This window comes from Corynebacterium sp. ACRPE, from assembly GCF_022347435.1.
GTDB classification, from domain to species: Bacteria; Actinomycetota; Actinomycetes; order Mycobacteriales; family Mycobacteriaceae; genus Corynebacterium; species Corynebacterium tuberculostearicum_D.
This window is the reverse complement of the sequence record NZ_JAKRNA010000026.1, coordinates 1-20,625: the sequence shown is the minus strand read 5'-3', so window position 1 is coordinate 20,625 and position 20,625 is coordinate 1. Positions and strand designations below refer to the sequence as shown.

General features: G+C 59.0%; 18 protein-coding genes. 5 read left to right on the top strand and 13 right to left on the bottom strand.

What is annotated here, in order from left to right; translation table 11 throughout:
* Nucleotides 1-272: 272 nt before the first annotated feature.
* The 7 genes from ftsY to MHY13_RS10450 form a co-directional block, all read right to left on the bottom strand.
* Nucleotides 273-2,252, bottom strand: a complete 1,980-nt coding sequence (gene ftsY, locus MHY13_RS10480) for a signal recognition particle-docking protein FtsY (RefSeq protein WP_239283057.1) — start codon at nucleotides 2,250-2,252, stop codon at nucleotides 273-275.
* Nucleotides 2,253-2,342: 90 nt separating this feature from the next.
* The gene (gene smc, locus MHY13_RS10475) at nucleotides 2,343-5,864 is read right to left on the bottom strand and encodes a chromosome segregation protein SMC (protein ID WP_239283056.1); all 3,522 of its coding nucleotides are present in this window, start codon (nucleotides 5,862-5,864) and stop codon (nucleotides 2,343-2,345) included.
* 78 nt (nucleotides 5,865-5,942) lie between these two features.
* The gene (locus MHY13_RS10470) at nucleotides 5,943-6,227 is read right to left on the bottom strand and encodes an acylphosphatase (protein ID WP_150850674.1); all 285 of its coding nucleotides are present in this window, start codon (nucleotides 6,225-6,227) and stop codon (nucleotides 5,943-5,945) included.
* 16 nt (nucleotides 6,228-6,243) lie between these two features.
* Nucleotides 6,244-7,743 (bottom strand): sodium:alanine symporter family protein, encoded by a 1,500-nt coding sequence (locus MHY13_RS10465; RefSeq protein ID WP_239283055.1) that lies wholly within the window; start codon nucleotides 7,741-7,743, stop codon nucleotides 6,244-6,246.
* Between the two features lie 53 nt (nucleotides 7,744-7,796).
* Nucleotides 7,797-8,612 carry a bifunctional DNA-formamidopyrimidine glycosylase/DNA-(apurinic or apyrimidinic site) lyase gene (gene mutM / locus MHY13_RS10460; protein WP_239283054.1) on the bottom strand — a complete coding sequence of 272 codons (816 nt, stop codon included), beginning with the start codon at nucleotides 8,610-8,612 and terminating at the stop codon, nucleotides 7,797-7,799.
* A 2-nt stretch (nucleotides 8,613-8,614) separates the two neighbouring features.
* A complete protein-coding gene (rnc, locus tag MHY13_RS10455; RefSeq protein WP_005325284.1) occupies nucleotides 8,615-9,385 on the bottom strand; it encodes a ribonuclease III in 771 nt (256 codons plus the stop codon).
* Nucleotides 9,382-9,927, bottom strand: a complete 546-nt coding sequence (locus MHY13_RS10450) for a DUF177 domain-containing protein (RefSeq protein WP_204608457.1) — start codon at nucleotides 9,925-9,927, stop codon at nucleotides 9,382-9,384. Before MHY13_RS10450 ends, rnc begins: the two co-directional genes overlap by 4 nt.
* 150 nt (nucleotides 9,928-10,077) lie before the next feature.
* Between MHY13_RS10450 and MHY13_RS10445 the strand changes: the two genes are divergently transcribed.
* Nucleotides 10,078-10,725: a hypothetical protein gene (locus tag MHY13_RS10445; protein ID WP_239283053.1), complete on the top strand. Its 648-nt coding sequence runs from the start codon at nucleotides 10,078-10,080 to the stop codon at nucleotides 10,723-10,725.
* 191 nt (nucleotides 10,726-10,916) lie between these two features.
* On the opposite strand, the gene MHY13_RS10440 is transcribed toward MHY13_RS10445, so the two are convergent.
* Nucleotides 10,917-11,675: a DivIVA domain-containing protein gene (locus MHY13_RS10440; protein WP_239283052.1), complete on the bottom strand. Its 759-nt coding sequence runs from the start codon at nucleotides 11,673-11,675 to the stop codon at nucleotides 10,917-10,919.
* A gap of 201 nt (nucleotides 11,676-11,876) precedes the next feature.
* Nucleotides 11,877-13,223: an NADP-specific glutamate dehydrogenase gene (gdhA, locus tag MHY13_RS10435; RefSeq protein WP_239283051.1), complete on the bottom strand. Its 1,347-nt coding sequence runs from the start codon at nucleotides 13,221-13,223 to the stop codon at nucleotides 11,877-11,879.
* A 199-nt stretch (nucleotides 13,224-13,422) separates the two neighbouring features.
* Between gdhA and MHY13_RS10430 the strand changes: the two genes are divergently transcribed.
* Nucleotides 13,423-14,505, top strand: coding sequence for a glycerate kinase (locus MHY13_RS10430; RefSeq protein WP_239283050.1), 1,083 nt, complete (start codon nucleotides 13,423-13,425; stop codon nucleotides 14,503-14,505).
* On the opposite strand, the gene MHY13_RS10425 is transcribed toward MHY13_RS10430, so the two are convergent.
* A complete protein-coding gene (locus tag MHY13_RS10425; protein ID WP_239283049.1) occupies nucleotides 14,502-14,900 on the bottom strand; it encodes a hypothetical protein in 399 nt (132 codons plus the stop codon). The two genes, MHY13_RS10430 and MHY13_RS10425, sit on opposite strands and share 4 nt — an antisense overlap.
* Nucleotides 14,901-14,936: 36 nt before the next feature.
* Between MHY13_RS10425 and MHY13_RS10420 the strand changes: the two genes are divergently transcribed.
* Both MHY13_RS10420 and MHY13_RS10415 read left to right on the top strand, forming a co-directional pair.
* Complete coding sequence (locus tag MHY13_RS10420) at nucleotides 14,937-16,142, top strand: amidohydrolase (RefSeq protein ID WP_239283048.1); 1,206 nt, start codon at nucleotides 14,937-14,939, stop codon at nucleotides 16,140-16,142.
* 98 nt (nucleotides 16,143-16,240) lie between these two features.
* Nucleotides 16,241-18,631, top strand: coding sequence for a glycogen/starch/alpha-glucan phosphorylase (locus tag MHY13_RS10415; protein ID WP_239283047.1), 2,391 nt, complete (start codon nucleotides 16,241-16,243; stop codon nucleotides 18,629-18,631).
* A gap of 73 nt (nucleotides 18,632-18,704) precedes the next feature.
* Here the strand turns inward: MHY13_RS10415 and MHY13_RS10410 are convergent, their stop codons facing one another.
* The 3 genes from MHY13_RS10410 to MHY13_RS10400 are packed head-to-tail and all read right to left on the bottom strand — an operon-like array spanning nucleotide 18,705 to nucleotide 19,733.
* Nucleotides 18,705-19,220, bottom strand: coding sequence for a hypothetical protein (locus MHY13_RS10410; protein WP_239234725.1), 516 nt, complete (start codon nucleotides 19,218-19,220; stop codon nucleotides 18,705-18,707).
* Between the two features lie 39 nt (nucleotides 19,221-19,259).
* On the bottom strand, nucleotides 19,260-19,496 hold the full coding sequence (locus MHY13_RS10405; RefSeq protein ID WP_239234727.1) for an alkaline phosphatase: 237 nt from the start codon (nucleotides 19,494-19,496) through the stop codon (nucleotides 19,260-19,262).
* A 36-nt stretch (nucleotides 19,497-19,532) separates the two neighbouring features.
* Complete coding sequence (locus MHY13_RS10400; protein WP_239234729.1) at nucleotides 19,533-19,733, bottom strand: hypothetical protein; 201 nt, start codon at nucleotides 19,731-19,733, stop codon at nucleotides 19,533-19,535.
* A gap of 132 nt (nucleotides 19,734-19,865) precedes the next feature.
* Between MHY13_RS10400 and MHY13_RS10395 the strand changes: the two genes are divergently transcribed.
* A partial coding sequence (locus MHY13_RS10395; RefSeq protein ID WP_239283046.1) for an IS256 family transposase occupies nucleotides 19,866-20,625 on the top strand: 760 nt, incomplete at its 3' end.

The window sequence follows — 20,625 nt, the reverse complement described above, 5'->3', positions numbered from 1 at the left end:
CAGCACTCCCTACCGATTCATAAAAGGCGAGCACAACCGCCACAATTACGCTCACAGGCAGAGAATTCACAGGCGCTCAGCAGGACTTTTTCCCGCGCCAAATGCATAGGCCTTTTTGCATAGTCTGCGAACTGACAGCGAGATGAGAGCGAAAAGAATTCGCGAGATTGCTGCACGCTATAACTCTCCCATGAAAACGAAGGACTCCCCCAGCACACCGTGGTGCACGTACGTGGCACCCGATATGCAGGGGGAGTTAGAAAGGTTAGCTGCTACTTCTCACCCAACAGGGCGTCGACGAAGCCTTCAACTTCGAATGGCGCGAGATCATCGGCGCCTTCGCCCAAGCCCACAAGCTTGACTGGAACACCCAATTCTTCTTGTACTTGGAAGACGATGCCGCCCTTGGCAGTACCATCCAGCTTGGTAAGAACCACACCGGTAATATCTACTACCTCGCGGAAAATACGCGCCTGAGTAAGGCCGTTCTGCCCCACCGTGGCATCCAATACCAGCAGGACCTCGTCCACATCGGTCTTCTTCTCCACCACGCGCTTGACCTTGCCCAGCTGGTCCATCAAGTCCGTGGAGGTGTGGAGGCGGCCTGCGGTGTCGACCAAGACCACATCTACTTGCTGTTCCACGCCGGTTGCTACCGCGTCGAAGGCTACCGATGCTGGGTCAGCGCCTTCCTTGCCGCGCACGGTATCGGCGCCAACGCGGCGACCCCACGTCTCAAGCTGATCAGCGGCCGCAGCACGGAAAGTATCGGCCGCACCCAAAAGGACCTTGTGGCCCATGGCTACCAGCACGCGAGCAAGCTTGCCGGTGGTTGTGGTTTTACCGGTGCCATTGACACCGACGACCATCACGATGGCCGGCTTGCCCTCATTCGGCATGGCCTTAATGGAGCGATCCATCTCTGGATGGCCTGCTTCAATCAGGCATTCGCGCAGCATGGCACGTGCCTCATCCTCGCTGGAGACGCCGCGCTCTGCAATCTTCTCGCGCAGGGAATCGGTCACCTTCATCGTGGACTTGGTGCCCAAATCCGCCATGATGAGCGTGTCTTCGACTTCCTCCCAGGCGTCTTCATCCAGATCGCCTGCGGACAAAATTCCCATGAGCCCTTGGCCGATGGCATTTTGCGAGCGCGAAAGGCGCCCGCGCAAACGGCCAAGACGCCCACCGGCGGGTGCGATATCATCCTGCGGAGCTGGCGCTGGAGCAGGTTCGCCCTCTGGAGCCTCGGTCTGTTCCTTGGCAGCTTCGGCTGCACCGGTTTGCGCCTCGGCAGCAGCTGCGGCCTCTTCGGCCTCCTCGCGGTCGTCCACCCGCTCCTCGATGTCTTCCGCATCATTGTCTTCAACAACCTCGTCGAAGACTGGGGACTCCTCTTCTACCTCGGCATTCTCCACGGAGACAACGTCTTCTGGATCTTCTGCCTTTTCGGAAGCTGCCGGCTCTTCTGCTTTGGGTGCAGCTTCTGGTTGCTCAGCCTTTTCTGGGGCACGGTCCGCCTGCGATTCTTCGCTTTCCGACGCCCCAGCTGCCGCACCCGCTACGCCTGCCGCGCCAGCAGCAGCCGCCGCCGCAGCGCCAGCTCCCTTGGACTGGGATTTGTCTGCCTTATCAGCGGAAGATTCTGCCGCTTGCTTCTTCTCCTCCGCTGGCGCTTGGGCCTGGGCCTGCTTAGAAGGCTCTGCCGGCTTGTCGGTCTTCGCCGGCTTCTCCTGCTGAGGTGCCGTCTTGGTTTCTGGTTCCTCTGCCACAGACTTGTCTGCCATAGGCTTGTCGGCCACGGGCTTGTTTGCCGCGGCATCAGTCGTGGGCTGAGCAGACTGTGGCTTATCAGCCTGCGGCTTAGCCTGTGCCTGCGGCTTTTCCTTCGGCTGCGAGGTCTTGCCGCTGAGCTGCTCGTTGGCGATGGCGGTAGCATTCGGCTCTGCCTTAGCGGCCTGCTGCGACTGAGCGTGTTTTTCTGGGGCAGGCTTGTTCGCGCCGGGTTTGTCCGCCTGAACCGGGGCTTTCTGCGCTTCCTTAGCGCCGCCAGCAGGAGCGAAGTTAAAGCCGGACTTGGCTTGATAGTTGCCGGACTTTTGCTCCTGGGTCAGCTGCTTCGGTTCTTCCTCAGCAGGCTTATCAAAGGACACCTTCTTGGCGTCGCCGCGCTTTTTGCCGATTACCACGAGAAGAATAATCAGCACGATGACGACGATCGCAATGCCGATCCATAACCATAAAGAATTCATGCCTCTATAGTGCCAGTCTTCTCAGCTCGCGGCACGTCAAACCCCCTCCTATAGCGGAAGGGGTCCTGCGGGAAGTGGACGAACCCCAGGCTACTTCCCCGGTTCGTTACCGCGGGGAGCATCTACGCCCAAGCGAGTAGCATCCTCGCTGGCTTGCTCCGTTCCAGGGGCGCTGCCTGCGGGATTCATGCGCTGCGAAATCACGCGAGTAACACCATCGCCGCGCATGGTTACGCCATAAAGGACGTTGGCAACATCCATCGTCGGTTTTTGGTGCGTAATGACGATGAGCTGCGAGTCCTTTCGCAGCTCCTCAAAGAGGGCAATGAGGCGGCGCAGGTTGACGTCATCAAGCGCTGCCTCAACCTCGTCCATGACATAGAACGGGCTGGGACGGGCGCGGAAGATGGCTACCAGCATCGCAAGCGCAGTAAGCGACTTCTCGCCACCAGATAGCAAGGACAGGCGCTTGACCTTCTTGCCCGGTGGGCGTGCTTCCACCTCGATGCCGGTGGTGAGCATGTCCTCCGGCTCTGTGAGGATAAGGCGTCCCTCGCCACCGGGGAAAAGGGTCTGGAAAACCTTTGGAAATTCTGCTTCGACGTCGTGCCATGCATCTGTAAACAGTTGCAAAATCTGCGCGTCTACGTCTTCGATAACGCCCGCAAGATCCTTGCGGGCTTGGATGACATCCTCTAACTGAGTGGACAGGAAGGAATAGCGCTCCTCCAAAGCCTTGTATTCTTCCAGCGCGAGCGGATTGACCTTGCCTAGTGAATTGAGGTCCTTTTCTGCTTGCTTCAAGCGCGCGTTTTCCGCCCCGCGGTCGAAATCTTCGCCTGGAGTGTAGTCCTGCAAGAGATCCGAAATCGCAATGCCCAGCTGTTCCACAATCTTGGCTTCTGCTTCGTCCACACGCACCTGCGCCTGGGAGCGAGCAATTTCCGAGTCATGGGCGCGATTGGTCAGCCGGTCCAGCTGCTGCCGCGCGGCCGAGACATGTTGCTTGACCTGCTGCAGCTGCGAGTTTAAGGAGGTGCGCTGCGCAAAGTAGTCATCGCGCTCAGAGGTAGCGCGCTCAAGCAGCTGCGTGGCGCGCGCGGCCAGATCGCGTGAATGCTTGGCTACCGCACCGGCCAACTCTCCCTGGGCCTTGCGCCGCGCCATTGCTTGCTCATGGCGGGCCTTGGCTTGGCGTTCATGCTGCGCTTGGCGACGCAATGCCTCCCCCTTCCCCGCTACCTGACCCACGTGGTCTTGGGCCGAGCGGGCTGCCACCTGCGCCTCCATTTCCATGGACTTGACCTGCTCTAATGCTGCAGAGGCCTCGTCGCGCTCTACCGAAGAGGGCTCGTCGGGCTGCTCGTCCGCATCGACGCGGGCGAGCCTATCGCGGGCGTCGGCAAGCTGCGTGCGGGCCTCGGTCAGTTTGACCTCGATCTCGGTCGCGCGCGCTGCGGCCTTCTCGTGCTCATTCTTATTGGCCTCGTATTGCTTGAGCAGGCGCTGATGGTCGCGCTTCCACGCATCAACTTCAGTATCGTGCTCGCGCAAGGCAGCCTTCGCCGAGGCTGCAGTCACCCGGGCATCCTCCGCAGCGATCTTCGCGCCCTCAAGCGTGCCGGAGAGTTCTTCCAGCTCCTGCGTGGCAGATTCCAACTGCTCCTCTGCCTCCGTGATGCGGGCGGAAACCTCAACGGTGGAGGAAGCACCGGTGCCTACTTCTACCCAACCTTCACCCAGCACCACGCCGGATTCGGTGACCGCACGCAGGCGGGGGTCCTCGGCCACCAGCTTTTTCGCCTCCGTGACATCGGAGACGAGCACGACATCCGCAAGGAGGCGGTGCAGCGCGGCGGAAACTTCCGGGACCACCGCAATGTGGTCGAGCAACCACGAGGTGCCTGCGGGCAAAGTCGCATCCACGCGCCAGGAAGAGGAAGGGGCGGCCACGGAGACGTCGATAAGAGCGGAGCGCGTGCCCTTTTCCAAGTCCGCAATCAGCTGGGCAGAAATCTCGCCGGCCTGGGCCTCTGCAAAAGCACCCAACGCGGCAGCTACCGCGGTCTCGTACTTGGTGGTAATGAACTCGGCCAGCGGTTGGAAATGCTCGCCTACCTCAATCTTTTCCGGTGCAGTCTGAGCCAGGGTATCGATGCGGGAGCGCAACGTGTAGACGGCGCGCTCGCGCTCGCGCTGCTCATCGCGTAGCTGCTCCAAACGCTTATCGGCCGCACCCGATTCACTGGCCGCTCGCACATGCGCTTCCTCGAGCGGCTCACGCTCGCCGGCCAAAGACTGCAGCTTATCCGCCACCTCATCGGCTTCCGCCTGGGCAGCTTGGGTGCGCTGCTTGGTAGAAGTCAAGGTCTCCTCTTGACGCGCCAGCTCCTCTTCTGCCGAAGTTACCTGCCCTGCCGCCTTTTCTTCTGCGGCGATGAGGCGGACGACGCCCTCGCGCCTATCCGCAATAGCACGCAGCTGCGCCATGTGCTCGCGCTCAGCGGCTTCGAATGCCTCACGACGCTCTGCTACCTCCTCGCGGATAGCCTCCAGTCGTTCCGCAGCTTCCTCTGCCGCGGCGAGAAGCTCCGCATGCTCTTCGTCCGCGCGGGCAGCACGAGCCTCTAGGTCATCCGGATCCTGGCCAGAATAGGCCACCTGTGCGCCGGCATTGGCCGCTCGTTCCTCCGCAATGCGCTGGGTCGCGGAAATGCGCTCGGATAGCGTGGACAGGTCGAACCACAGTTTTTGAGCCGCCTCCGCCTTGGGGTTTACCTCTTCCAGCTGGGCTTCCACTTCTAACTGAGAACCCGTTGCTTCTTCCAGCTGCGCGGTAACTTCTTCTACTTGCTCGGCCAAAACCTCGGCCGCGCGCTCGGCCTCCTGAAACTTGCTGCGCAGGCGCACCACTCTATCTCCTGCCAGCCGCAGGCGGGCGTCGCGCAGATCAGCCTGCACAGTGGCGGCGCGCTGCGCGGCCTCTGCTTGGCGGGCCAAAGGCTTGAGCTGTTTGCCCAACTCATCAGTAAGGTCCTGCAGGCGATCCAAATTGGCCTGCATGCCGGTGAGCTTGCGCTGTGCCTTTTCCTTACGGCGGCGATGCTTAAGCACGCCCGCGGCCTCTTCGATATACGAGCGCCGATCTTCGGGCCGCGATTCTAGAATTTCAGAAAGCTTGCCCTGACCAACGATAATGTGCATCTCGCGGCCAATACCGGAATCAGATAGCAGCTCCTGAATATCCATCAGGCGCGCTTTGGAGCCATTGATTTCGTATTCGCTGGCGCCATCCCGGAACATGCGGCGGGTGACCGACACTTCCGAGTATTCGATTGGCAGCGCACCGTCCGCATTATCAATGGTGAGGGTGACCTCGGCGCGCCCCAGCGCTTTGCGGTCACCAGCGCCGGCAAAGATGACGTCCTGCATCTTTCCACCGCGCAGCGTCTTGGCGCTTCCCTCACCCATAACCCAGGCCAGGGCGTCGACCACATTGGACTTGCCGGAGCCATTCGGTCCGACGACGGCGCAAATTCCTGGCTCGAATTTCAGAGACGTCGCCGACGCGAATGATTTGAAGCCTTTCAGCGTCAGCGATTTCAGGTGCATTTGGGTAAGTTTAGCAAGCCTTGAACGCAGCTGCCCAGCCGAGCCTGTACGCTCGCTCCGGCCTGCTTATGCTGCGAGTTAGCGTTCGATGAAACCAGATTCGCCCTTAGGGGCAGCCCACTGTTCGACGACCAGATCCACCGTTCCCGGGCGGCGGGTCGTACTCGGCTGCTCTTTGAGGAGGCCCAGCAATTCCTCGCATTTCTCCCGCGGGCCTTCTGCTACCACCTGCACCCGGCCATCGCTCAGATTGGTGGCATGCCCGCTCAAGCCGAGCTCAAGGGCACGGGAGCGCGTCCACCACCGAAAGCCCACGCCTTGGACGTGCCCATGGACAAAAGCGGTCATTCTTTCCAGTGCCATGCGGCCTCCCTAATTTCTAATAGCGGTCGTGGTGTCCCTTATCGCGCAACACGCGGCGATCCTCTTCGCTGCGGCGAGTGACAGGATCCGATCCGTCCCAGCACTCTACGCCCTTCAGCTCCGGCATCATATCGCGGTGGAATACCGGGTCAATGCCGTGGCTGCGCTGCTCGTTGTAATTCTTGAGCAACTTAATCGCCACACCGGATAGTGGCACGATGGCGATGATATTGAGGATCACCATGGTTGCCGCACCGGTATCGGCCAAGGCAAAGACCAGAGGCAGAGAGCCCACTGCGCCGAACCAGACAAAGAAAAGCACGACGAGGCGGAAAATTACCAGCGCAGGTTTGCTCTGGGTGAGGTACTCCAGGTTAGATTCCGCCAAGTAATAATTGCCCAGGATAGAGGAGAAAGCTAGGAAGAAGAGGATGAAGCTGACGAAGTGGATGCCCCACTCGCCCACCTCAGAAGACAAAGCCGCCTGGGTCAAGGAGACGCCTTCTGCTTCGGCGCCGTAGGCAATCTCCGGCCCCAGCAAGATGATAAAGGCGGTGATGGTACACACCACCAAGGTGTCGAAGTACACGCCAAGGGTTTGCACCAGGCCCTGCTTGACTGGGTGCGAGACTGCCGCGGTAGCCGCTGCATTCGGAGCAGAGCCCTCGCCAGCTTCGTTGGAAAACAGTCCGCGCTGAATACCCTTCATCATGGCCGCACCGAGACCGGCGCCAGCGATTTCCTTAATACCCAGAGCGTGGCCGACAATATCGCCAATCATTCCCGGCACCTTGTCAAAGTTCGCGATGACTACAAAACCGCCGACAAGCAGGTAGGCCACCGCCATAAAAGGCACGATGATCTGGGTGATATTGGCAATGCGGTTAACACCGCCAAAGATGATGAGGCCTGCAACCACGGCGATAACAACACCGATGATGGCACGGAACATGGTGTCATCGCGGTCAAAAGAGAAGGACACCGCATCCGCGATGGCGTTGGTCTGGAAGGCGTTGTAGACCAAACCAAAGGTAAAGGCGATAGCGATGGAGAAAAGAGCGCCAAGCGGGCCCCAGCCCAAACCGCGCTTCATGTAGTACGCAGGGCCACCACGGTAACCATCACCATCGCGCACCTTCCACAGCTGCGCCAGGGTGGATTCGATGAATGCAGTTGCACCACCAAGGATGGCGATGAGCCACATCCAAAAGACAGCACCTGGGCCGCCCACGGAAATGGCCACGGCCACGCCAGCCACGTTACCGGTGCCGACGCGGGAGGCGGCCGAAATAGTGAAGGCCTTGAAAGCAGAGATGCCGCCATAGTCCTCGTCCTCATCGCGACCTTCCCCCTTGGGTCGCTCGACGACGGCGCGGAACATATCCGGCACCATGCGCACCTGCACCAAAGCGGTACGGATGCCGAAGAATAGGCCCGCAGCGATGAGCAGCCAGGGCAGAATCCACGACCAGACGCCGTCATTAAATGTCGTTACGACATTTTCAAGAAAATCCATGCAGAATAATTTACTGCCTTGAGGTTCACAACGTGAACCCCATGCGCCACAACTTATTGGCAATGGGGGCAGAAATGGGTGGAACGCCCTGAAATTACACAGCGCTCCAAGGGCGTTCCGCAGCGCTGACAGGGCTGGCCAGCCCGCCCATACGCGGCCAAGGACCGCGAGAAGTACCCCGATTCACCATTCACGTTGACGTACAAGGAATCGAAGCTCGTGCCACCCACTTTTAGGGCGGCGGCCATAACCTCTTGGGCTGCTTCGAGCAGGGCTACGGCATCCTTTTGCCGCAACGTCGATGCCCTTTTGCGGGGCGGAATCTGTGCCGCCCACAGGGATTCATCGGCATAGATATTGCCGATTCCAGAAGCCAGGGTTTGGTCTAACAGTGCGGTCTTTACTGCAGTTTTCTTTGCCCGCAGGCGCCGCGCGGTAGCCACAATGTCGAAGTCGGGTTCCAACGGGTCAATGCCAATGTGCGCGATCTTCGCCCACGGTGCATAGAGCCAATATCCAAAGGTGCGCTGGTCTACAAAGCTAAGCTCTATCCCACCGCTTAGCTGGGCGCTAATGCGCAGATGCGGCGAATCGGTCGAGCCGATTCGAACCTGACCCGACATGCCTAAGTGGATGAAGAGGACGTCGCGGTGGGGATCCATGAAATCTTCGCCCACAAATTCCAGCCACATAAACTTGCCTCGCCGAGCCACAGCGGCGATCTCTTTACCGACAAGAAGACCGGAGAGTGGCTCATCTTGGCCACGGTTGGCACGTGGGTGCAGGACGTGCACAGACTCAAAAGTCCGCCCCACCACGTGGGGCTCCAGACCCCGGCGGACGGACTCGACTTCCGGCAGTTCCGGCATACTTAGCCTTCTTTATGCGCGGTGCCCTGGACCAAGAGAGGAGTCTCGCGCAAAGTCTGGCAGGCCTCCTGAGCTGCTTGCTGCTCGGCCAGCTTCTTATTATGGCCCACTCCATTGCCCACGGTCAGACCAGCAACGGTGGCTACCGCGTTAAAGGTCTGGTCATGCTCAGGGCCGGTAGAGGTAGCCGAGTAGACCGGCATCGGTGCCTTAAGCTCGGCGCACAGCTCCTGCAGGGTGGTCTTCCAATCTAGGTGGCGACCGCTCACAGTGGCGTTGTCGATCTTTTCTGCAAACAAGCGCAAGATGACATCTCGCGCGGTTTCGAATCCATGCTCGCGGTAGATGGCGCCAAAGATTGCCTCGGTGGTATCGGCAAGAATGGAATCCTTATCGCGTCCACCAGTAGACTGCTCGCCCTTGCCCAGCAAAATGTGCGGGCCGAGGTTTATCTCCCGGGCGATATCCGATAGGCCATAGCGCGAGACGATCGAGGCACGCATCTTGGAAATATCCGATTCCGGACGAGAGGGATAAGTGATGTAGAGCTGGGAGGCCACCGACAGGCCCAGCACCGCATCGCCCAGAAACTCCAAGCGCTCGTTATTAGGCAAATGCCCATTCTCATTGGCAAACGAGCGGTGAGTAAGCGCCAAACGCAGGTGTTCTGGCTGCAAGTCCACGCCGAGCGATTCCAACAGTGGGCTGTGGTCTACTGCAGCAAATTCGGCTGCCAGTGCCTCTTCCCCGGTTAGCTTCTTTTTGCGGCTCATAGGAACTTCTCCAAACCAGCCCAGCGGGGATCGACCTTGTCTTCCTCTTCTTCGCCAGAGATACCGGTGGTCACCCCTTCAGGCGTGTCAATCTCACAGCCGTCCTCACACACCGGCGCGAAGGGAAGGTTGAGGCCTGCCTCATCGATCACGGCCTGCAAAAGGTCCAGCTCATCATCCTCGATCTCCGGAATCTCATCTCCGGAACCTTCATCATCGGCTGCAGGATCATCGCCAGAGACAAAGGAGTCATCGGCGGCAAAGACCTGCGTGACGTGGAGATCCAGCTGCGGGTGCAGTTCCTTCAAGCAGCGGGAACATTCCCCTGTCAACCGTCCGGATACGTTGGCGTCCACCAAGACACCTGCACCTAGAGGGGTCAAGGTGGCGTCTACGGTGAGCTCCTCACCCTTCGGAATAGCGATCATCTCGACGCCGATCCTCTCAGGTGCGGGGCCGGTCTGGGTGCGTTGCTCCGGCAGTGCGTCAGCGCCTTGGGCGTTCAACAATTCGCCCACATCGAACTTCAATGGTGATGTCATAACACTAGGTAGTCTACCTTGCCCCGCAAACTCCGCCTAGCGGCCCGCACAGGCAAACTTTCTGTCAAGAGTCTGTCGTTTAAAGTAAAAGGGCCTATGCCTTTCCGGATTAGCCTTTTCCCAAGCCAAAGCCGCCTTTAGTGTGGAGGCATGACTTACCACTTGGCGCTAGCCTCCACGGATCCCCGCAGCATCGCACTCGGATTCGTCGTGTTTAGCTGCCTTCCTGCCGCGGTATTAACCATTGCCGGCACGCTCGTGCACGCCACTCCACAGCCGGACCGTTCAGGTATCTATGGTGCTAGTGGGATTCGCCTCTTTACTGCACTCATCTGCAGCATCATCGCTGGGTTGATAGCCGGCACCATCCTGGTATTGCCCACCGGCATGGACCTGTCGGTGCTTACCGGAGCACTCATCTTTTCCCTAAGCGCAGGCGCCATTACCTGGTTCTCTCGAGAGACCATTCCCACCGCGCTTATTTCTGTGGGCACCATGCTTGTCGCCACAGGTGCGCTAGTGAGTCTGTGCGCCGTGTGCTTTCCGCAGAACTTTAGTGATAGTTCTTTGACGTCGCTGTCTTCCTATTTCTTTACCGCGCTTGTTGCATTCCTTTTCCCTGGCTTAGTGACCACGGTCATTGCAGCATGTATGGCCATCCAATCCGCCGTGCCTGCGCATCTCACCTCGAGGAAAGAAGGCAGCGCCACGTCCACACACACGCCGTTAACAGCTACTCCCCATGCAGCAAATACGGCAGTGCCCACCACACTGCCGGGCTCCCGCGCAGCCTCCTGAACTGCCCGCACTGGTAGGAAAACATTAAGGCTCTGGTGGGTGGGCAGACGGTGTACGACAAACCGTCTGCCCACCCACCAGAGCCTTTAGCCGTGCCTGATATAAGGGCCAAACCATCCCCTCACCCCTCAAGCTCCAGAACTCAGTTCCATCCAAGAAATGAAGCTTAAGGGTAGAAAGAATTTAAAGGTTTAGCGCTCGTTATAGCGACGCTCGTAGTTCTCGCCTTCTGCGTAGCGGGAGCCGCCCGCAACACCGCCGGCACGACTCGAGGGCTGGTAGTCGCCGCCGCGGGAACGGACCCCGGCACCGCCGCGCAGTGCAGAGCGGTCGGAGCTTACGGTGCGCAGCAGTCCATTGAGGGTGGTTTCAAATTCACTTAGCTTGCCGTCTACAAACTCGTCGCATTCACTGCGCAGACGGTTGGACTCGGCGTGGGCGGACTCCACGATGCGGTGTGCTTCCTCATCAGCGCGGCGCACAACTTCCGATTCCGAAACCATGCGCTCTTGCTCGGCGCGGCCTTCTGCAACGGAACGTTCATATTCATCATTGGCCTGAGCGATGGTGCGGTCTGCTTCCGCGCGGGCCTGTTCCACCATGGACTGAGCGCGAGCTTCAGCATCAGCCACTAGCTTGGCGGCATGCTGTTCTGCGTGGGAGACCGTGGCATCCGCCTCTTCGCGAGCATGGCCCACGATGTCATCGGCCTGCGCATTAGCGTCGTTGATCGTCTGATCCGCGCGCTCTTCGGCGCCGTGCAGGATTTCATCCTGCTTATCCAAGACATCCTGCGCGTCATCAATCTCAACGGGCAGGGCGTTACGGAGGTCGTCGAGAAGCGCGAGCATTTCATGGCGCGGAACCATGCAATTAGAGGTCATGGGGAGGCTATGGGCCTCTTCCAAGTGCTGGACTAGTTCATCTAGGGACTCAAAGACACGGTACATGCCGCGAATTTTACATGCCCTCACGTGCCAGACGTGGAGGCCACGCACCGAGTGTGTACTGAGGATTTACCCTCCAGTGCCGACAATCGCCTTCCACCCGCCCACTCACACAATCTATGGCGCGTATTTACAGCACAAGCTCCCCTTCTCCACTACACAAAGGCAGCGCAGAAGCGGAGCTAAGAAGGAAAAAGCGAGCTACTAAATCACGCCCTGTGCCAGCATGGCGTCCGCTACCTTCTTGAAGCCAGCGATATTCGCGCCGGCAACGTAATCACCCTCACGGTCATATTCCTTAGCCGTGCTATCGATATTTTTAAAGATATTGGACATGATCGCATGGAGGCGATCATCGGTGTACTCAAAGGACCAGGAGTCACGGGAAGCGTTTTGCTGCATTTCTAGCGCGGAGGTAGCAACGCCACCAGCGTTGGCGGCCTTGCCCGGCGCGAAGTTGATCTTGGATTCTTGGAAGATGTGGACCGCCTCTGGGGTAGACGGCATATTAGCGCCTTCGGCTACGTAGCGCACGCCGCCGTCAACGAGCTTTTTTGCGGATTCGCCATCGAGCTCATTTTGGGTGGCACATGGTAGAGCTACGTCTGCCTTTACTTCCCAGATATTTCCGCCTTTGTGGAATTCCACTCCGTTTCCAGCCTCTTCGGCGTAGGTGGAAATACGTTCACGGCGGGTTTCCTTTACATCCTTGAGCAGTTCAATGTCCACGCCATTCGGGGTGGTGATGTAGCCGGAGGAATCAGACATCGCAACTACGGTGGCGCCGAGCTCTTGGGCCTTGGCTGCGGCGTAGATGGCCACATTGCCAGAACCGGAGACGATAACCTTGGCGCCGTCGAAAGACTCGCCGTGCGTCTTCATCATCTCATTGGTGAGGTAGACCGTGCCAAAGCCCGTGGCCTCAGTACGAACCAGGGAGCCACCCCAGGTCAACCCCTTGCCGGTGAGGATGCCGGATTCGTGCTGCGTGGTAAGGCGGCGGTACTGGCCAAAGAGGAACCCGATCTCGCGGCCGCCGACGCCGATGTCACCGGCCGGCACGTCGCGGTATTCGCCAATATGGCGGTGCAGCTCCGTCATAAAGGACTGGCAAAAGCGCATGACCTCTACCTCGGACTTGCCCTTGGGATCAAAGTCAGAACCACCCTTGCCGCCGCCAATGGGCAGGCCGGTCAGGGAGTTTTTGAAGATCTGCTCAAAGCCGAGGAACTTGATGATGCCCAGGTTGACCGAGGGGTGGAATCGCAGACCACCCTTGTAGGGGCCGAGCGCGGAGTTGAACTGAACGCGGAAGCCGCGGTTGACCTGGATGTCGCCATTATCGTCGATCCATGGCACCCGGAAGATGAGCTGGCGTTCAGGCTCACACAGGCGCTCCACCAGGCCGTAGTCCGCGTACTGCGGGTCTTTTTCTAGGACAATTTTCAGCGAATCCAGGACCTCAGAAACCGCTTGGTGGAATTCTGGTTCTCCCGCATTGCGCTTGAGCAATTTGTCGTAGTACTCAGAGATTTGGCTATCTACTGACATGGTGTGCATTCCATTCTGTGGACTTGTAAGAACAGATACCAGTTTCCTATCACACTACCGATAATGCAAGCAGGTTCGAGGGTCTAGGTAGATACGTAACCCCTTTTACCAGCGACAATAAAGATAGATATTTTCTGTAGTCCGTTCGAATCTTAAGCCGCGCAGTACCCCATCGCACACGGGCTTTATAATTGCGGGCATGCATATTGTCGTCGCCCCAGACTCGTTTAAAGGCACCGCCTCCGCGCCCGAGGCCGCAGCCAGCATTGCTATGGGAGTGCGCCAGGCGCTTCCCGACGCCACAGTGACCACCCTGCCCATGGCTGATGGCGGCGAAGGCACCGCCGCTGTCCTTGCACAGGCAGCAGCGGCCGGTGGACAATCCGCCGAGACCATTACCCTGCCCACTACCGACGCCATTGGCCGCTTGACTCAGGCAAGCTATGTTCTCGCCGGAACCACTGCGTTCATTGACGTCGCCTCTGCCACTGGGCTGCCCGCCGTGCAGGACAGCCTTGATCCGCTCCACGCCGATTCCTATGGCACTGGCGTGCTGATCGCGGATGCAGAAACCCGCGGTGCTACCTCGATCGTGCTGGGATTGGGCGGCACCGCCAGCATTGACGCCGGGATGGGCATCCTCACCGCACTCGGCGCCGCTGCGCACGACGCCCGCGGCTATGCCCTGCCGAAGGGCGGTGCTCCCCTCGTTCAGCTGGACCACATCGATACCGCGCAGCTCAATATCAAGGCGGGCATGCTCGACTTCACCTTGTTAGCAGATACCCGCGCTACCCCAGTGCAGGCAGCAACCATGTACGGCCCGCAAAAGGGAGCTCAAGGCGAACAAGTAGCGCTGCTGGCCGGCGCCATGCTCCAAGCATGCGAGGTTACCGGCACCGATGCAGATTCTGCATATTATGGCGCCGCGGGTGGCCTTCCCATTGGCCTGTCCTGGCTCTCGCGCACCCTCTGGGGCTCAGACGAACACGTGCGCGTCCTGTCCGGCGGCACGCACGTAGCCACAGCACTGGGCCTTCCGGAAAAGATCGCCGCTGCCGATCTCGTCATTACTGGCGAGGGCCGCTTTGATGAACAGTCTCTGACCGGCAAGGCAGTCGGTACCATCACGGATCTCGCCCGACAAGCCGGAACTCCCGTGGGCATTATCGCCGGCTCCTTCGAGCACGACACCGACGCCTACTGCGCTCCCCTTAGCCAAGAAGGCTCGTTGGCCCAGCAGCTAGCGGCGGCCGCCGGGGACATCGTCAAGCAGCTCTAAGGCCGAATGGACAGTGACCACGGGAAGATAGCGGGCCGCTCATGTGCCAGCTCGTCTTCAAGCAATACGTGGTCCTTGGGCAGCACTGCGTGCGGGGTGAGAAGGCGCGAGAGCACCATGCCCAGCTGGTTGACCGAGCCACTCACGCCCGCCACCGCAATGTCGTAGCGGTGCACGCTCGCGTCCTCAAGGTCGCGGTCCTCATGCTCGTCGCGATAATTTTGCCGCAGCTGCTCCTCCAACCCCTCTGGAAACTGTGGTGCCTCTGGGCGGGTAACGTCAGCTGAGCAAAGCGAACCACTCTCCACCAGCTTGTCCGTGGCGGTGGTAAAGATTTCCGCGACGCGCTCTGCTTGCGCGTTGGGAACCAAAACATCAAATTGAATAACCGGCATAGCGCCAACCCTACCCAATCCCTAAGGTGTGAAACCATGTCTGATTCTGCCCGCATCGCCCAGCTTGTCACTTCTGAAGAAGCTGATCTGGGGTGGCAGCAGGACTTTTACGAAGACCTGCACCGCCACCCCGAGCTTTCGCATGAAGAGGAGCGCACCGCCGCTCGCATCCGCGCCAAGCTCGCCGATTTTGACTGCGAAGTAGTAGAACACATCGGCGGCTTTGGTATGGTCGCTATTTTCCGCAACGGCGATGGGCCCACTGCTTTGCTGCGCGCAGACTTCGATGGGTTGCCTGTCGAGGAAGCCACCGGCGTGTCCTATTCCGCCACTAATGGAAAGATGCACGCCTGCGGGCACGATATGCACACCACGGCGCTGCTGGGTGCCTGCGCGCTTCTCGACGCCTCTCGGAGCTCCTGGTCCGGCACCTTCCTCGCCCTTTTCCAACCGGCCGAAGAATCCTCCGTGGGGGCTAAGGACATGTTGGCCGATAACCTCATCGAGCGTGTGCCTCGTCCCGATATTTGCCTAGGACAACACATCATGCCCGGCCGCGCCGGTACTGTGCGCCACACCGCAGGCCCCATCATGGCCGGCTGCGATTCCCTGCGCATTCGCGTCTTTGGAAAATCAGCCCACGCCTCCATGCCCCATAACTCCATCGACCCCACCTATATCGCGGCCATGATCGTCACCCGCCTCCAAGCTATCGTGGGCCGCGAAGTTGCCCCACACGAGTTCTTTGTCATCTCTGTAGGCGAGCTACACTCCGGCGATAAAAACAACATCATTCCCGAATCCGCCGAGCTCGTACTCAATACGCGCTACTACGATCCCGCACTCGCGGAAAAGATCTATGCCTCCCTCGAGCGCATGGTCAAGGCCGAGTGTGTGGCGTCCGGAAGCGAGCAAGACCCGACCTTTGAGTACTACGCTCACGGCGAGGTCACCGATAACGACGCCACGGCCCACGCACCAGTGGCCGAGGTTTTCGATGCCGCCTTCGGCTCCGATTCGGTCATCGCCTCCCCTTCTACCGCCTCTGAGGACTTTTGCTATCTACCACAAGCATGGGGCGTACCTTATGTCTTTTGGCACATCGGCTGCACTCCGGAAAATGAGTTAGAGAATCCGCCTGTAAACCACCAGGCGACCTTCCTTCCGGACTATGCCCCGACCGTATATGCCTCCACCCGGGCAGCATATGGTGCGGCATTGACCTACTTGGCTAAGTCCTAGGTACCCGGCGCGCCTTTCCCTATTCCTCCCTGCAAGGCGGCGCCAATCCTATTAAGCTGGCAGACGTTTCGTGACTTCCCACTAACTTAAGGTTTCACATGAGCCAGCCACGGCACTCTGTTTTCGAATCCACCGTTCCCTCCCATGTTCGTGCGGCCTCCGGTGTGAGCCCGCACAGCGCTTCCTACCGCAAGTTCTGGTCGGGCCTATCCAGCGCCGTCATGGAGCAGATTGCCGATAATTGGGAGCGCACCCGTTCCGCCTACGCTGCCACCCGCCAGCAGCACTACTTCTCCGCGGAGTTCCTGCAGGGCCGCGCGCTGCTCAATAACCTCACCAACCTGGGCTTGGTCGACGATGCCAAGGCAGCGGCCACCGCTGCCGATCACGAGCTGAGCGATGTCCTCGACGCCGAGCACGATGCCGCGCTCGGCAACGGTGGCCTCGGCCGCCTTGCCGCCTGCTTCCTCGATTCCGCTGTCACCCAGGACTACCCCGTCACCGGTTATGGCCTGCTCTACCGTTACGGCCTTTTCCGCCAGTCCTTTGAGAATGGCTTCCAGAAGGAACAGCCTGATGCATGGATGGAAAACGGCTATGACTTCATCATCCGCCGCGCCTCCGAGCAACGCCGTGTCCACTTCGATGACATGGATGTGCGCGCCATTCCCTATGACATGCCTATCACCGGCTATGGAACCGATAACGTAGGCACGCTACGCCTGTGGAAGTCCGAACCCATCGCTGAATTCGATTACGACGCCTTCAACTCCCAGCGTTTTACGGAGGCCATTGTCGATCGCGAGCGTGTCATGGATATCTGCCGCGTGCTCTACCCCAACGACACCACCTACGAGGGCAAGGTACTGCGCGTTCGCCAACAATACTTCTTTGTCTCCGCATCCCTGCAGACCATGGTGGATAACTACATTGCCCAGCACGGCGAGGACCTCACCGGTTTTGCACAGTACAACGCCATCCAGCTCAATGACACTCACCCAGTGCTCGCCATCCCAGAGCTCTTGCGCATATTGCTCGATGACCATGGTCTGAGCTGGGATGCGGCGTGGAAGATCGTCACCGAGACCTTCGCCTACACCAACCACACCGTGCTCGCAGAGGCACTGGAGAGCTGGGAAGTGTCCATCTTCCAAAAGCTGTTCTGGCGCATCTGGCAGTTGGTGGAGGAAATCGATCGCCGCTTCCGCGAAGATATGGCCCACCGCGGCTTGGATCAGGGTCGCATTGACTACATGGCGCCGGTGTCCAACGGACAGGTTCACATGGCCTGGATCGCCTGCTACGCCGCTTACTCCATTAACGGTGTCGCCGCCCTGCATACCGAAATCATCAAGGCCGATACGCTGTCCGAATGGCATGAGCTCTGGCCAGAAAAATTCAACAATAAGACCAATGGCGTCACCCCGCGCCGCTGGCTGAAGATGTGCAACCCCCGCCTGGCAGAACTGCTCACCCAGCAGGCTGGTTCCGATGCGTGGGTTACTGACCTCACCCAGCTGGCCAAACTCGCCGATAAGGCCGACGATACTGACCTACTGCGAGAGCTCATTGCCATCAAGCGGGCCAATAAGCGCGACTTTGCGCAGTGGGTCAACGACCACCAAGGCGCTGAAGTCGACCCTGATTCCATCTTTGACGTGCAGATTAAGCGCCTGCACGAGTACAAGCGCCAGCTGATGAACGCCCTCTACGTCCTCGACCTTTACTTCCGCATCAAGGACGAGGGCGAAACCGTGCCGAAGCGCACCTTTATCTTTGGTGCCAAGGCCGCGCCGGGCTACGACCGCGCCAAGGCGATTATTAAGCTCATCAACACCATCGCAGACCTGGTCAATAACGACCCGGCCACTAAGGACATCATCCGCGTCGTCTTCGTAGAGAATTACAACGTCTCCCCCGCCGAGCACATCATCCCGGCCGCTGATATCTCCGAGCAGATTTCTGTGGCTGGTAAGGAAGCCTCCGGCACGTCCAATATGAAGTTCATGATGAATGGTGCACTGACCTTGGGCACCATGGATGGAGCAAACGTAGAAATCGTCGAGTCGGTCGGCGAGGACAACGCCTATATCTTCGGCGCCCGCAATGAGGAGTTGCCGCAGCTGCGCGCCGAGTACAACCCAGGCGAGCTTTACCAGAGCGTGCCAGGCTTGGCCCGCGTACTGGATGCGCTTGTCGACGGCACCCTGGGCGCAGACAATGCCGGTATCTTCGGCGATCTGCGCGCCTCGCTTCTCGACGGCTTCGGGGAGCACGCCCAAGACCAGTACTACGTCTTAGGCGACTTTGCCGACTACCGCGAAACCCGTGACCGCATGGCTGCCGAATACGAGGCAGACCAACTTGCCTGGGCCAAGAAGGCGTGGCTCAATATTTGCTACTCTGGCCGCTTTTCTTCCGACCGGACCATCGCGGACTATGCCAACGAGGTCTGGAAGATCCAACCAACTCCGATTTCCCAGAGCTAAGAAAAGTCCTGCCCCTCCGCTTCTGCAGCTGAGGGCAGGACTTTAACGTGGCGTTAGGCCTACTTCCGTTTGTTTAGCGCAGGCCGACGCGCTTTAGCTGCTCATAGATGGGCTTTAGGTCAATATTGAGCACGCCCATCTGCGTGGCTAGGAAACCGAGTCCGCCAACGACAGCGCCCAAGATTCCTAGGCCTGTAGCTAGACCTGCGGCAAAGCCCTTGCTGCTGCCCTTCTTTCCTGCATCATCCGCCGGATTAGTAGTACTTCCCGGCTGCTCTGGCTCGTCGGCAGAGCCGGCGTCACCATTCCACCACTCATCAAAGACCAAGTTGGCCACCAAGGTGTTATCGATGAAATCGCCGCGCACCGAATCCGTACCGGAGGTATTAGCCATGATGTCCTCAGAGCCTGCACCCTTGAAGAAGAATGGCACCAATTGGTTGGTGTGCTGCCCGGAGTACCAACCGTGCCGAGCGACCTTGCCCTTTTCGCCTTCCATGGCGTTAAAGCGGTCTTCCGCATCAGGGTTGTCGTCCGTCGCTGCCTCATTCGCACCGGATAGATAACCGGTTTCGTGATCCGCGGTCACGACGAGCAAAGTGTCCTCCCACGAGGAGTTCTCCTCTACCTACTTGATGGCAGCATCAACCGACTTATTAAAGTCCTGAGTCTCCTCGATATCGCGCACTGGGTTATTTCCGTGGCCGGCCCAGTCGATGGCACCGCCCTCAATCATGATGGAAAAGCCATCCTCGTCCTGTCCCAGCGCATTGAGGGCGCCAGTCGTCATGGTGGGGAGATCGACGACGTCGTTAAGCTCGTCCGAGTATGGAGCCTTTGCCTCGCCCGAGCGGGAGTTCTGCAACGTGGAACCTACCTGCGCGATACCCCAATACTTCTGCTACGGCTTGACGTCACCTTGCGCCATCTTCTTGAAGTCATCGTTGGACTCGAAGTAATTCCAGTCGGTCTCGCCTCCGGAAAGCTTGGCGTAGTCGTCCTCGTACATGAAGCTATAGTCGGGAGTATCGACCTTCTGGTGGTCATTATCGTAGAACGGGTGGCCAGCGGCCATGACCAAGTCGAGGGCGCTGCCGAGCATCTCACGGCTAATGTCCTGCAGCTTATCGCGGTCCTTGTTGTGCGCGGCCCACGCCGCCGGAGTGGCTTCGGAATAGAGAGTGTCTGATGGTTTGTGTGTGGGTACCTAACCTGCATGAGGAGATGGACCAGAATGACTACTGTGGCGAGACGAGATCCGGCTGATAAGGCCAAGATTGATGCGATTGAAAAGAAGCTTCTTGCTAACCCTGAAATCGCGAAGCTGATTGATGACCTAGGCACGTCTACAACGGATGCCAACGACCTGGTTCGCGGCATGTTGCAAGCCTCAATTACCAGGGGACTCAACGCTGAAATGGATGCCCACCTGGGCTACGAGTCTGGCGACAGGAGCGCTAAAGCTGCAGCTAGAACAGACAATCACCGCAACGGGTCGTATCCAAAGACCGTGGATTCTAACTACGGGCCAGTCACCGTTGATGTCCCGAGGGATCGGGCTGGAACATTCTTGCCGACTATGGTCCCTAAAGGCTCGAGGAGATTGACCGATGTCGATGACATGACCGTTAGCTTGTACGCCGGTGGGATGACAATTAGGGACATCCAGCACCATATGGCAACGGCGATGCGGGTTGATATCTCCCATGAGACGATTTCAGCGGTTACTGACGCCGTCTTGGATGAGGTCATGGTCTGGCAAAACCGCCAGCTAGACGAGTTCTACCCAGTCATTTTCCTGGACGCGCTGCGCATTAAAGTCCGCGATGGCGGCCGGGTAGTCAACAAGAGTGCGTACATGGCAATCGGTGTGGACCTTGACGGCATCAAACACATTTTAGGATTGTGGATTGCCAAAGAAGAAGGCGCTTCATTTTGGGCGCAGGTATGCGCCAATCTTTCTAACCGTGGTGTCAAAGACGTCTTTATCGTCT